Annotated in this window: 8 protein-coding genes and 2 tRNA genes; 3 read left to right on the forward strand and 7 right to left on the reverse strand. The window is 46.5% G+C overall.

Translation table 11 applies throughout. The features are described 5' to 3' along the window. Nucleotide 1: 1 nt before the first annotated feature. Nucleotides 2–1,177: a TlpA disulfide reductase family protein gene (locus NG821_RS07010; protein WP_252760947.1), complete on the reverse strand. Its 1,176-nt coding sequence runs from the start codon at nucleotides 1,175–1,177 to the stop codon at nucleotides 2–4. 381 nt (nucleotides 1,178–1,558) lie between these two features. Between NG821_RS07010 and pnp the strand changes: the two genes are divergently transcribed. Together pnp and rbr are read left to right on the forward strand one after the other, a co-directional pair. Next, nucleotides 1,559–3,853 carry a polyribonucleotide nucleotidyltransferase gene (gene pnp, locus NG821_RS07015; RefSeq protein WP_252760948.1) on the forward strand — a complete coding sequence of 765 codons (2,295 nt, stop codon included), beginning with the start codon at nucleotides 1,559–1,561 and terminating at the stop codon, nucleotides 3,851–3,853. A gap of 275 nt (nucleotides 3,854–4,128) precedes the next feature. Further along, nucleotides 4,129–4,671, forward strand: a complete 543-nt coding sequence (gene rbr, locus NG821_RS07020) for a rubrerythrin (protein ID WP_252760949.1) — start codon at nucleotides 4,129–4,131, stop codon at nucleotides 4,669–4,671. Nucleotides 4,672–4,794: 123 nt separating this feature from the next. Here rbr and axeA1 read toward each other — a convergent pair whose 3' ends face one another. The 6 genes from axeA1 to NG821_RS07050 all read right to left on the reverse strand — a co-directional run bounded on the left by axeA1 (nucleotide 4,795) and on the right by NG821_RS07050 (nucleotide 11,286). Next, nucleotides 4,795–6,180 carry an acetylxylan esterase AxeA1 gene (gene axeA1, locus NG821_RS07025; protein WP_252760950.1) on the reverse strand — a complete coding sequence of 462 codons (1,386 nt, stop codon included), beginning with the start codon at nucleotides 6,178–6,180 and terminating at the stop codon, nucleotides 4,795–4,797. Between the two features lie 95 nt (nucleotides 6,181–6,275). Next, nucleotides 6,276–8,339, reverse strand: a complete 2,064-nt coding sequence (gene metG / locus NG821_RS07030) for a methionine--tRNA ligase (protein WP_252760951.1) — start codon at nucleotides 8,337–8,339, stop codon at nucleotides 6,276–6,278. 96 nt (nucleotides 8,340–8,435) lie between these two features. Further along, complete coding sequence (locus tag NG821_RS07035) at nucleotides 8,436–9,995, reverse strand: YifB family Mg chelatase-like AAA ATPase (RefSeq protein WP_252760952.1); 1,560 nt, start codon at nucleotides 9,993–9,995, stop codon at nucleotides 8,436–8,438. 51 nt (nucleotides 9,996–10,046) lie between these two features. After that, complete coding sequence (locus NG821_RS07040; RefSeq protein ID WP_252760953.1) at nucleotides 10,047–11,054, reverse strand: DUF4369 domain-containing protein; 1,008 nt, start codon at nucleotides 11,052–11,054, stop codon at nucleotides 10,047–10,049. Between the two features lie 54 nt (nucleotides 11,055–11,108). Further along, a tRNA-Leu gene (locus NG821_RS07045) sits at nucleotides 11,109–11,194 on the reverse strand. Between the two features lie 19 nt (nucleotides 11,195–11,213). After that, nucleotides 11,214–11,286 (reverse strand) — tRNA-Gly (locus NG821_RS07050). A gap of 926 nt (nucleotides 11,287–12,212) precedes the next feature. Here NG821_RS07050 and NG821_RS07055 point away from each other — a divergent pair. Next, the gene (locus NG821_RS07055) at nucleotides 12,213–12,563 is read left to right on the forward strand and encodes a hypothetical protein (RefSeq protein ID WP_252760954.1); all 351 of its coding nucleotides are present in this window, start codon (nucleotides 12,213–12,215) and stop codon (nucleotides 12,561–12,563) included. Nucleotides 12,564–12,682: the final 119 nt, after the last annotated feature.

The raw sequence follows: 12,682 nt of genomic DNA on the forward strand, positions 1-12,682 counted from the left end.
ACTATTTCAGCAGTGCCTGTATTTCTTTGTCGAGATCTTTGATCTGTACATCCCGTTTCTGGAGGACATTGTTCCGGTCAATGAGGAAGTAGGTCGGAATCGTCTGGACATTGTACAGTTGGAGACTTTGCCCTTGTACGCCTCCTTCGTCACGCACGCAGATCCACGGTAAAGATGCCGTCTGTTGCTTCCAGTAAGACTCGTCAGGGTCTACGGATACTTGGTAAATTTCGAATCCTTCTTTACTGTATTTGTTGTAAAGGCTTCTCAACCACATGATCCGCTGCATGCTCTGATCACTTGCAAATAGATGGAAGTCGAGCATGACAACTTTACCTTTCAGAGAGGAGAGGGTCCGCTCCTGGTTCTTGTTGTCAGTCAACTTTAAGTCGATGAGGCCTGCATTGGATACCTGACTGGCAGCCAGACTTTGTGACTGACGGGCTTCAACAATGCGGATGTTCTTCATTCCCTGCAAGGCTATCTGATGCAAGTTCTTGCCTCGTACCGAACCTGGATAGAATGTATCCCAACTCGTTGCTACGGCAGCGAAGACCTGTACGTCTGCCTTGGAAGCCTGAGGATTGAAGATCAGAGTGTTCTGTCCGCCAATCTGAATGGTCTGGAACAACGCATAGTAGGAAGAAGCCTTCATCGGTTCCTTGAAAATATAATTGAGTTTTACTTTGTTCTTATAAGCCTCAATGATATTCCCGATGACCACTTCAGAGGAGTCGATGCCGTAAGAAGGGTTGCGTGCAATGGCATTGATCTTAGCCTGCAGTTGCATTTGCATGAGGGAGAGGTCCTTGATCCTCGAGCAGTCAGCTGATCCGCGGACTTTATACTGGGTAGATATGAAAGGCCATTTTGCAGTAACCGTAACGGTCTCGGTGGAGTCTATAGAGAGATTGATGCTCTGGCCTGCAATGCGCAGGCGATAGAAGTCGGGGCATACAGAGTCGGCGGCGTTCTCCGCGAAATCAAAGTTTCCGGTAGAATCGAGTTTGACGGAATCGATTTTCACAGGTCCGTTCAAACTAATATTTTCTAAATACAATATGGAATCTTTTGCGTTTGTAATATTGCCTTCGATGTGGAATTTCTTGTTAGAGCAAGAGGTGGCAGCCAACGCTGATCCAATGAGGGCGATAGCGAATAGTTTTGATATTTTCATTTTCCGGTTGTATTGTGATTTCTTCCCTGACTCCTCTTTAGAGTCGTAGATATGTGCAAATTTAGTGTAAATACGGCAAAACACAAAATTATTTCCTGCATTTTTGACAGATATCGAAAGGATAGGATACCGGACTGTTCTTTCTGGAATTGGATTTTCTTTGGAAAATGATTCCACAGTCCTTCTTTCTCCCTTAACGAAAAAGCCTTTAAAGCAGTTTGTCCTCAAATCATAATGCCCTTTTCCGATAATAAATATAAATAAATGCACTTTTTTTCGTGATTCAGTAATAAATTAGGTAACTTTGCTTCGGTTTTACTGAAGAAACGCTTTGGTAAAGTTTTTAGATGTTAGTCAAAACAATAAAGTATTAAATTTTAGATGAACGTAATTACGAAAACAGTTCAATTGCCAGATGGCAGGACCATCTCAATTGAAACCGGAAAGGTTGCAAAGCAGGCTGACGGCGCCGTTGTCCTTCGGATGGGCAATACCGTGATGCTTGCAACGGTTTGTGCAGCCACAGAAGCAGTACCTGGAACAGATTTCATGCCTTTACAAGTGGACTATCGCGAGCAGTATGCTGCCGCAGGTCGTTTCCCTGGTGGCTTTACCAAGCGTGAAGGTAAAGCTTCTGACAGTGAGATTCTTACTTCTCGTCTTGTGGACCGTGTCCTTCGTCCACTATTTCCTTCTGATTTTCATACCGAAGTGTATGTGCAGGTGATACTTTTCTCGGCTGATAATGTCGACCAACCTGATGCTTTGGCAGGATTCGCTGCTTCGGCAGCAATGGCTGCTTCAAATATTCCTATCGAATGCCCGATATCTGAAGTTCGTGTCGGCAGGATCAACGGTAAATACGTCATCGATCCTACCTTCCAGCAGATGTCTGAATCGGACATGGATGTCATGGTAGGCGCTACAAAGGATAATATCATGATGGTCGAGGGCGAGATGGATGAGGTTTCTGAACAGGATCTCATCGGTGCGCTCAAGGCTGCTCAGGAAGCCATCCAACCGATGTGCCAACTTCAGGAAGAGCTCTCTAAAGAACTTGGGACTGATGTCAAGCGGGAGTATTGTGACGAGACCAATGATGAGGACCTCCGCAAACAAGTCAAGGATGAACTCTATGACAAATGCTATGCTGAGGCTCAGGCTAGTGATGCAGACAAGAAGCATCGCGAGACGACTTACGATAAGATCAAAACTGATTTTGTAACTGAATATGATGCTGCCCATACTGATCTCTCTGAGGAGGATCTGAATGAGAAGCATGCTGAAATAGACCGCTATTTCGCTGATGTACAGCGTGATTCCATGCGCAACAGTGTCTTGGATACACGCAAACGTATGGATGGTCGTGCCTTGGATGAGATCCGGCCTATTTGGTGCGAGGTTTCTCCACTGCCAATGCCTCATGGAAGTGCTATCTTCCAGCGTGGTGAGACAATGTCCCTGAGCACATGTACGCTGGGTACCAAAATGGACGAGAAGCAGATCGACAATGTATTGGAAAAGGGCTATCAGCGCTTTATCCTTCACTATAACTTCCCTCCGTTCTGTACAGGCGAGGCAAAGGCTCAAAGGGGCGTCGGACGCCGGGAGATCGGACACGGTCATTTGGCTTGGCGCGCTCTGAAAGATCAGATACCTGAGAATTTCCCTTATACCGTTCGCCTTGTTTCTGAAATCCTGGAGAGCAATGGTTCTTCTTCAATGGCTACTGTTTGTGCAGGTACGCTTGCTTTAATGGATGCCGGAGTGCCTATCAAAAAACCGGTTTCCGGTATTTCCATGGGTTTGATCAAAGACGGTGACCGGTATGCTATTCTGACTGATATTCTCGGTGACGAGGATCACTTGGGCGATATGGATTTCAAGACAACTGGTACTAAAGATGGTCTGACGGCTACTCAGATGGATATCAAATGTGACGGTCTGAGTTTCGAGATCCTCGAAGAAGCTTTGATGCAGGCTAAGGGTGCGCGTGAGCAGATCCTCGAGAAGATGCTGCAGACGATGCCTGAGCCTCGGAAAGACCTGAAACCTCAGGTGCCGCGTATTGAGGCCTTCGATATTCCTAAGGAATTCATCGGCGCAGTGATCGGCCCTGGAGGAAAGATCATCCAGCAGATGCAGGAAGAGACCGGTGCCACGATTACGATTGACGAATCTGACGGTAAAGGACATATCCAGGTTTCTGCACCTGATAAGAAGAGCATTGATTCTGCTTTGGCAAGAATCAGGTCTATCGTCGCTATCCCTGAAGTTGGCGAAGTTTATGAAGGCACTGTCCGCTCGATCATGCCTTATGGCTGCTTCGTAGAGATTATGCCGGGCAAGGACGGACTGCTCCACATTTCTGAGATTGATTGGAAACGTCTGGATAGGGTTGAGGATGCCGGTATTCATGAAGGTGACAAGATCAAGGTGAAGTTGATTGACATCGATTCCAAGACGGGCAAGTATAAACTTTCCCATCGGGCCTTGCTTCCTAAACCTGAAGGCTGGGTAGAGCGTGAGCGCCGTCCTCGCCGTGAGTTCGGTGACCGTGACCATGACCATGATCGTCGCAATTATCATGAGCACCGCCGCTTTGAGCATCATGATCATCAGGAAACTCCGGATAATGAGACGCCTCAAAACGATAGCGGAAAACAGGAAGAATAAATCTTTCCATCTTCTTTCATGAAGATAGAATGCTGAAGATAAAGCTCCGCGAAAACCTTTCGTGGAGCCTTTCTTTTACAAGGGCCGGATGCCTCTGTATAGAATGACTTTTAAACTATAGTTCTCCTATCTTTCAGGATAGAACTTCTACTTCTTCTTGTAATTATAAAAGTATTAAATATTATACAGATTCTTTTTGGAATTTTACATTTTTATTTATACATTTGCATATGTCCCTGATATTGGGGACACAGTAATAATTTAACAAAAGCTTTATGAAAAACTTAAAAGGGACTAAAACTGAGAAGAACCTGCAGGATGCATTCGCAGGTGAATCACAAGCACGAAACAAGTACACTTTCTTTGCATCTAAAGCTAAGAAAGACGGTTATGAACAAATTGCTGCTCTTTTCGAAGAGACTGCTAATAACGAGAGAGAGCACGCCAAACTTTGGTTCAAATACCTTGAGGGCGGAGACTGGAAAGCCACTGCTGACAACCTTCAGGCTGCTGCCGCCGGTGAACACTATGAGTGGACTGATATGTATCCTCGTATGGCCAAAGAGGCTCGTGAAGAAGGCTTCGATGTGATTGCTGCAAAATTTGCGATGGTAGGTGCCATCGAGAAGCATCATGAGGAGCGTTATCTGAAACTGCTGGAAAATGTAAAGCATGACATTGTCTTCTCAAGAGACGGTGATAAGATCTGGAAATGCCGTAACTGCGGACATATCGTTGTAGGACCTAAGGCTCCTGGCGTTTGCCCGGTATGCGGTCATCCTCAGAGTTTCTTTGAGATTGCTGCTGACAACTATTAATTGTAACTTTCAAGGATGCCTGGATATCAGGCATCTTATTAAAAAAGGCGGATTTTTGTGATCCGCCTTTTTTGATGTGGTGATCCGTATGGGGGACACCACTAGATTGTTGAAGGGTGAGTTTTATTTCTTCAGTGCCGTTGCTATGATTTCCGCTAATTTTGAAGCTCCTTTTGCCGTAGGATGGATGCCGTCTTGTTGCATCAGACCTGCATAGGGGGCAAAGGCTGTATGAAGGTCTAACATTTGGCAACGGTTCTTTTTTGCTAACTTGCGGATGACTGGGATGATGCCTTTCGCGATCACACTGTCGCTGATGTTCCAACTTGCCTTGAAAGCGGGGATAGGAGTGGCGAGATAGATTTTCGGATGGCTCGGAAGGGCTTTGAGTGAGTCGATCATCTCTTGCATGTCTTGCCGGAATTCTCGTCCGTATTTCCAGTTCTCCGGTTTGGAGTCGTTCGTCCCTAATTTGATGATGACAATTCCTGGTCTGAAGGCCAGGGCGTCCTGCCATGCCAGTTCTTTCATATAGGGATGGTCGCCTTTATTCAGCATTGTTCGGGCACCCACACCGAAGTTCTTTACAAGATAATTATCTCCCAAGTCTTTCTGCAGACAGGCCGGGTAACCTCTTTCAGTATTCATATCGATGCCTGAACCGTGGGTGATGCTATTGCCTATGCAGGCTACTCTTATAGCACTAAGTTTGGGACTGGGATGTGTCGACAACCACTGTGAAAGGTCTTCCAGCATCTGCTGATGATAAGTAAACTGTGGATTGAAGCCGAACCCATGACCACCTGTAGGATAGATGTAGAGCGAACAGTCATTGCCGGCTTTCCGCATTGCGGTATAGTAGGCGATGCTGTTTTCTACGGGTGGTACCACATCGTCGTCGTTGGCGAGAAGCAATACGGCGGGGGGAGTCAGGTCTGACCGGACTTGTTTCTCATTTGAGAAATTGGTAATGGCGGATTCGTCTGGGGTAGTTCCGAGGAAGTTAGCTCTTGAACCTTGGTGGGTGCCGTTGCCCATGGTGATTACCGGATAAAACAGGATAGAGAAGTTAGGGCGGAGGGCATAACTGGCATGTGTGCTGATGGTGGAGGCGAGGTGTCCGCCGGCAGAGAATCCCATGATCCCGACATCATAGGGGTTGATCTTCCATCGGTCGGCCGAGTCTCTGACGAGGCGCATGGCGCTCTCTGCATCACTGACGGGTATATTGCGGTTCCCTTTAGGCATGCGGTATTTCAAGACGAAATAACTGATACCTTTCTGATTGAAGAAGGAAGCCCAGTTATGACCTTCGTTATCCATGGAAAGTCCTACATAGCCTCCTCCCGGACAATCTACAACGGCCCTTCCTGTAGGCCGGTCTGCCAGATAGCAGGTCAATGTGGAGGCTCCGTCTGTGATGATATTCAGAGTCATCTTCCTCGCAGTCTGTGCCTGCAACGAAAGTGCGAAAAGGATAAATGCGCCGAAAAATAAGTTTTTTTTCATGAGGTATGAATTTCTAGATTATACAGTTTAAGGTTGATAGATAAAAGGAGAAGTATAAAATTGACTTCTCCTTCTTTATTATTGGTCTAAAGAACTTAGCAAACTTTGCTGCCGGGTTTGACTTTCCCCAAGACGCTTGTGACGGCAAGGCTGTCGTCTGCATCGAGGGCGGAAAGGATCATGCCCTGACTTTCGATGCCCATCATCTTGCGGGCAGGGAGATTGGCTATGAAGAGGACGTCTTTGCCGATCAGTTCCTCGGGCTTGTAGTATTTTGCGATACCTGAAAGAATCGTGCGGTCCTTGCCCAGTCCGTCATCAATGGTAAACTGGAGGAGTTTGTTGGATTTCTGGACTTTCTGACAGTCCTTGATATGTCCCACACGAATATCGAGTTTGTCAAAGTCATCCATAGAGCAGGGCGCTTTGATAGGCTCTGCCTTGTAGGTGCTGGCTTCGTTTGCTTTCTTGGTATCCTCCAATTTCTGTAACTGGGCATTGATGGCGTCATCATCGATCTTCTCGAAGAGGAGTTGGATCTCTCCAATTTGATGACCGGGTTTCAGTAAGTCCGTACTGCCCAATTGATTCCATTCGAAGTGCTCCATACCGATCATCTTACGGAGTTTTTCGGAAGAGAAAGGCAGGAACGGATCGAAAGCAATGGCGAGATTGGCAACCAACTGCAGGGAGATGTAAAGGACTGTCTCTACGCGCTTGGGGTCTTTCTTCCACACCTTCCAAGGCTCGCACTCTGTGATGTATTTGTTGCCGATCCTGGCCAGATTCATTGCCTCTTTCTGGGCTTCCCGGAATTTGAAGTGGTCAAGATACCCTTCCACTTTCTCCTGAACATCCTTGAATTCTTTGATGGCCCTTTGGTCGACATCCTGTAGCTCCCCACATTTCGGGACTACGCCATTCCAGTATTTCTTGGTCAGTTGGAGGGCACGGTTGACGAAATTGCCATAGATGGCGACAAGTTCGGAATTGTTGCGCTCTTGGAAATCCTTCCAGGTAAAGTTGTTGTCTTTCGTTTCCGGTGCATTGGCAGTGAGGACATAGCGCAGCACATCCTGTTTGCCGGGAAAATCCTTCAGGTATTCATCCAACCAGACTGCCCAGTTGCGGGAAGTGGAGATCTTCTGATTCTCCAGATTCAGGAATTCGTTAGCCGGTACATTGTCTGGCAGAATATATCCGCCGTGGGCCTTCAGCATCGTCGGGAAGATCAGGCAGTGGAAGACGATATTGTCCTTGCCGATGAAATGGACCAGTCGGGTTTCCGGATCCTTCCACCATGTTTCCCATTTCCCGAATTTCTCAGGTTCGTTCTGACAGAGTTCTACCGTATTGCTGATATAGCCTATAGGGGCGTCAAACCAAACATATAAAACTTTTCCTTCGGCTCCCTTGACAGGCACCGGTATACCCCAGTCTAGGTCCCGGGTCATGGCACGTGGCTGAAGATCCATGTCCAGCCAACTCTTGCATTGTCCGTACACATTTGAACGCCATTCCTTATGGCCTTCGAGAATCCATTTCTTCAACCAGTCCTGATATTCATTGAGGGGCAGATACCAGTTCTTGGTCTTCCTGAGGACGGGCTTACTGCCACTGATCGTGGAGTGCGGGTTGATGAGTTCCATAGGACTCAGGTCACTGCCGCAGACTTCACACTGGTCACCATAAGCATTCTTGTTGTGGCAGTGGGGGCATTCGCCCATGATATAGCGGTCAGCGAGAAATTGGTGAGCTTCTTCATCGTAGTATTGCTCGCTCTCTTTCTCGATCAATTTGCCGTCATTGTATAGTTTCTTGAAGAAATCACTCGCAAACTTGTTGTGAATCTTTGAGGTCGTACGACTGTAGATGTCAAAACTGATACCGAATTCACGAAAAGAATCCTTGATCAGTTTATGATAACGGTCACAGATATCCTGAGGGGCGCATCCTTCTTTCTTGGCACGGATAGTGATGGGGACGCCATGCTCGTCACTTCCTCCGATAAAGCAGACATCCTGCTTCTTCAGGCGGAGATACCGTACATAAATGTCAGCTGGAACATAGACACCGGCTAAATGGCCGATATGCACACCACCATTGGCATAAGGCAGTGCAGCTGTCACGAGGGTGCGCTTGAATTTCTTTTCTTCCATTAACTTATTGTTTTTTACTGTTTTGTGCAAAATTACTATAAATTGGGCGGAGAACAAAATAATTTGATTGTTTTTTGACGGACCTGTTGCACACTGCTAAATTCTTGTGCGAAAAGCTCTTTCTGCCCAGTCTCCCCGGTCCAGTTCCCGATAGGAGATGGCTTCTGCCAAATGTTCCGGCAGTACAACTTCACTGGCGGCCAAATCGGCGATGGTCCTGGCGACTTTTAATATCCTGCTATAGGCTCTGGCACTGAGACTGAGTTTCTCCATCGCCGTACGCAGTAAGGTCAGGCCTTCTTCTCCGGGCTCGGCATACTGGTGGATCTGACGTTCGCTCATCTGGGCGTTGCAATGGATGCCGTTGAGATTCTTGAAACGCTCGGTCTGTATCGCTCTGGCTGCGATGACTCGTTTACGGATTTCCGCACTAGGCTCTCCCGGTGCCGCTTTGCTGATCTCCTTGAAAGGAACGGGAGTGATGGAACACTGGATGTCAATGCGGTCGAGGAGTGGACCGCTGATCTTGTTCATATAGCGCTGGATTTGTCCGGGCGTGCAGACACAGTGATGTGTCGGATCTCCATAATAGCCACAAGGACAGGGGTTCATACTCGCCACGAACATGAAGGAACAGGGATAGGTGATGGTGTACTTGGAACGGCTGATCGTGATCGTCCGGTCTTCCAGAGGTTGTCTCAGGACTTCCAAGGTGTGCTTGTTGAACTCCGGCAGTTCATCACAGAAGAGTACGCCATTGTGGGCGAGGGAGATTTCTCCGGGCATCGGGTTTGTGCCTCCTCCTACAAGGGCGACTTCAGATATGGTATGGTGGGGCGCGCGGAAAGGCCGCTGGGAGATGAGGGATACTCTTTGACCTAGTTTTCCGGCGATGGAATGAATCTGAGTGGTCTCCAGACTTTCTGTCAACGACAATGGGGGAAGTATAGAGGGCAGACGCTTTGCCATCATGGATTTGCCGCTCCCGGGAGGACCGATCATAATGAGGTTGTGCCCACCTGCAGCTGCTACTTCCAATGCCCTCTTGACACTTTCCTGCCCGCGTACATCCGCATAATCAAGATCGAAATGGCTCTGGTTGTCATAGAATTCTTTCCGTGTGTCGATGACTGTGGGTTCGCAGGTGTCCTGACCGTCGAGAAAACGGATGACTTCTACGAGATTGCTCATGCCATAGACATCAAGGTGATTGACGACCGCTGCTTCCATGACATTCTGACGAGGGACGATCAGTCCTTTGAAATGTTCTGCTCTGGCCTTGATGGCAATAGGTAAGGCACCTTTAACAGGTTGAAGTTTCCCGTCAAGGCTCAATTCTCCTACCAGCATATAGTCATTCAGTCGGTCGGCTGTCATGTTCTCGTTGGCGGCGAGGATGCCGATAGCTAAGGGCAAATCGAAACTGCTGCCTTCTTTCTTCAAGTCTGCCGGAGCCATATTGACGGTGATATCTGCTATAGGAAACTTGAATCCGTTGTATTGCATAGCTGCTGCTATCCGGTCACGACTCTCTCTGACCGCTTCATCTCCCAGACCTGTGAGATGAAACTGTACTCCTCTTGTGATACTGACTTCAATTGTTACCGTAGTCACTTCAAGACCGTTGACTGCGGCACAGAATGTTTTTATAAGCATAGATATAAGGTTACGATGTGTTTTCTGCAGAGTTTTCCGGTTAACCGGAATTTATCTCACCAAATGCTCCAGTTGGGCATTCATCTGACTGGCTTTGATGCCTCGTGCGATGATGCGTCCCCGTTGGAGTAGCAGGTTGTCGGGGACATTGGTGAGTCCCAATTTTCTCAGGGTCTTGTTCTCCAACAGTTCTCCGTCCCAGATATTAGACCACTGGATCGTGTCATTTTTCAGGGTGTTCAGGCAGTCTTGTTTCGTGGCATCCACAGAGATGCTGACAACTTGCAACTTCCCTCCGCTGCGACGCCGGAAATCATTGACTTGGCGCAGAATCTGCTGGCTTTGGTCGTTCCAGGTCGCCCAGACAATAATCATAGCATAAGGTGAATGGGTAAGGTCAGCACTGGAAATAGGCTTGCCGTTCATGTCTACAGTTTTAAAGACTGGAAGGCGACGCCCTGTCTGAGTAGCTTCTATACTTCTGATCTTTTCCCTGATACGGACGAGTGTCCCGTTCTTTCCTTGTGCCTTAAGCATCAGATCTGACAAAGCTATGGCCTTGGTATAGTCAGGTTGCTGGTCCTGAATGAAATATTTCTGGACAAGATAGGTGCCGACTTGAGAAGTGGGATGGTCCTTGATAAACTGCTCCGCATAATGTTTGGCTTGGGGTGGTGAGGCATTCTCAATCTCTTTCCGGAAATCAGTCATCAACTTATTGTCTTTGGTTCCGCTCACTTCCATCTCTTTGAGTTTGGAAGCATCGGCATCAATCTCTACGGATTTCCCGGATTGTGCAAAAATGGGTTGTTGGGAAAAATTAGGAAAGACAAGCATTAAGATTGCATCGTCTTTCAGTGGAATCTCATACGCGAAACGGCCGCCTTGAATCTTGATGGTATCCATCCCTATGGTGCCCCCATCTAGACTGTAAACGTACAATTCACCCTGATTCATGTGAAGTATCTGCCCTTCAAGTTTGAAGTGCCCTTTGCTCACTCCACAAGAGGTTAGTAAAAATATCAGGATAGAGAAAAGGGTGTATGCTGCTCGTTTCATGTATTTACCCTCACTGATTCTTGAAAGCAAGGATCTCAAAATTGATTTTAGAAGTGCCGCGAACGGGACTCGAACCCGTACAGCCATTTCTGGCCAAGGGATTTTAAGTCCCTCGTGTCTACCAATTCCACCATTGCGGCCCCCGGAATCGGGAATGTGAGCGGCAAACGGGACTCGGACCCGCGACCTCGACCTTGGCAAGGTCGCGCTCTACCAACTGAGCTATTGCCGCTTTTTGCCATGCTGATTGATTGCATAGCGATTGCAAAGATAGAGCTAAATCTTTAAAATCCCAAATGAATTAAGAATTTTTTGTCTAAGGATAGTGCTTTTCCTTAAGTCTCTTTTATCCTTCTTGAGACCATCTGCCTTTTGTATTTGGATGTTTTGTCTTGGCAGGATGGGCTGATCTGTTGAAGATGGATAAACCTGGAGTGTTGGTAAAATACCGATGAGGACAGTTGTATTCGAAGGACGGTCTATCTTCTGTCGCGTAATGAAATAGACCGGAATTAGATTCTTTAGACGTCTGCCTTTGCTTCTTCCTTAAAGTTCTCCTTCTGGAATTAGAGAAGTGATAAAAACAGTTGGTGTCGAATTGCCTTTATTGACAAAGTCTTGACGGTAGAAGGGTGTAGAACTTTGCATTGGGTATTATCGGCCTGGTAAATCACCTTATTAATATGGGGGGATAGAATTTAGGTGTATTGTAGTAATAGCGTTTAGGAATATTGTGGTATAGCGTTATTCAGACTAGATATTAAGAACAGTTGCAAAGTAATTGATAATCAAATACTGTGATGGAAAATCAATACTGCTTTTCCTATATCGAATCAGTCGAGTGTCTCTCATTCGAATCGTTTTATCGATGGTCCTCAAACGGTCTGTATGTCCATTCCAACTTTATGAGTAGCCTGCTTCTTTTGTTGGTATATTTTTCATAGGGATGTTATCTTATTGATGACTTGTAGAAAAATAAGGAGAATTGGTGGATTATTACAATTTTTTATTAACTTTGTAGGGTTGTAATCGATGGGATTTCATAGAGGCATGAAAACACTGGAATCTTGATCTGATTCAGAAGAGATGTCAATACTTTGTATTTTCAAGGTAAATTAGAGAGTAAAATAAAAACAAGTTAACAGAAATTTATAATTGATGTCATCTCAGGTACATGAATTAAGTAATCGAAACGGTAATCTGCTCAAAGGGGGAGTTATCTTGACCGATCTCGTTCTATTGTATGGTTATACGTGGATTTTTTCTGACGTCGTACATTCTCCATTGACGAGAATGAAAGGTTTTTGGCTGGCTATTGGCTTTGCCTATTTGATTAGTGTCCATTTCTTCCCTCCTATTTTTCACCTGCGCCAGTCGACGAGGTTAGCAGTAATCGGAAGGACAATGAAAACATGGTCGTGTTTTACAGTGATGTCGCTGGGTTTCGTGTTCTTCCTCCACTGTGCCGTCCTACTGAATTGGCGGTATTGGACACTTTATTATATATGATTATCCTCAACTGAGTGATTTTCTTCAATCATAGGTTCTGTGCTGAAACGCCGGTCTATAGGACACAGCTGCAACAACTAGCCTGTCAAAAAGTCTGTCGCCAAATGATCTTCGGTTGA

Origin of the sequence: Segatella cerevisiae (genome assembly GCF_024054555.1) — a bacterium.
Classification (GTDB): Bacteria; Bacteroidota; Bacteroidia; order Bacteroidales; family Bacteroidaceae; genus Prevotella; species Prevotella cerevisiae.

What these genes read in the sequence shown, in the direction of transcription:
- NG821_RS07010 (WP_252760947.1), bottom strand. Translation starts at nt 1,177, where the DNA reads ATGAAAATATCAAAACTATTCGCTATCGCCCTCATTGGATCAGCGTTG.
- pnp (WP_252760948.1), top strand. Translation starts at nt 1,559, where the DNA reads ATGAACGTAATTACGAAAACAGTTCAATTGCCAGATGGCAGGACCATC.
- rbr (WP_252760949.1), top strand. Translation starts at nt 4,129, where the DNA reads ATGAAAAACTTAAAAGGGACTAAAACTGAGAAGAACCTGCAGGATGCA.
- axeA1 (WP_252760950.1), bottom strand. Translation starts at nt 6,180, where the DNA reads ATGAAAAAAAACTTATTTTTCGGCGCATTTATCCTTTTCGCACTTTCG.
- metG (WP_252760951.1), bottom strand. Translation starts at nt 8,339, where the DNA reads ATGGAAGAAAAGAAATTCAAGCGCACCCTCGTGACAGCTGCACTGCCT.
- NG821_RS07035 (WP_252760952.1), bottom strand. Translation starts at nt 9,995, where the DNA reads ATGCTTATAAAAACATTCTGTGCCGCAGTCAACGGTCTTGAAGTGACT.
- NG821_RS07040 (WP_252760953.1), bottom strand. Translation starts at nt 11,054, where the DNA reads ATGAAACGAGCAGCATACACCCTTTTCTCTATCCTGATATTTTTACTA.
- NG821_RS07055 (WP_252760954.1), top strand. Translation starts at nt 12,213, where the DNA reads ATGTCATCTCAGGTACATGAATTAAGTAATCGAAACGGTAATCTGCTC.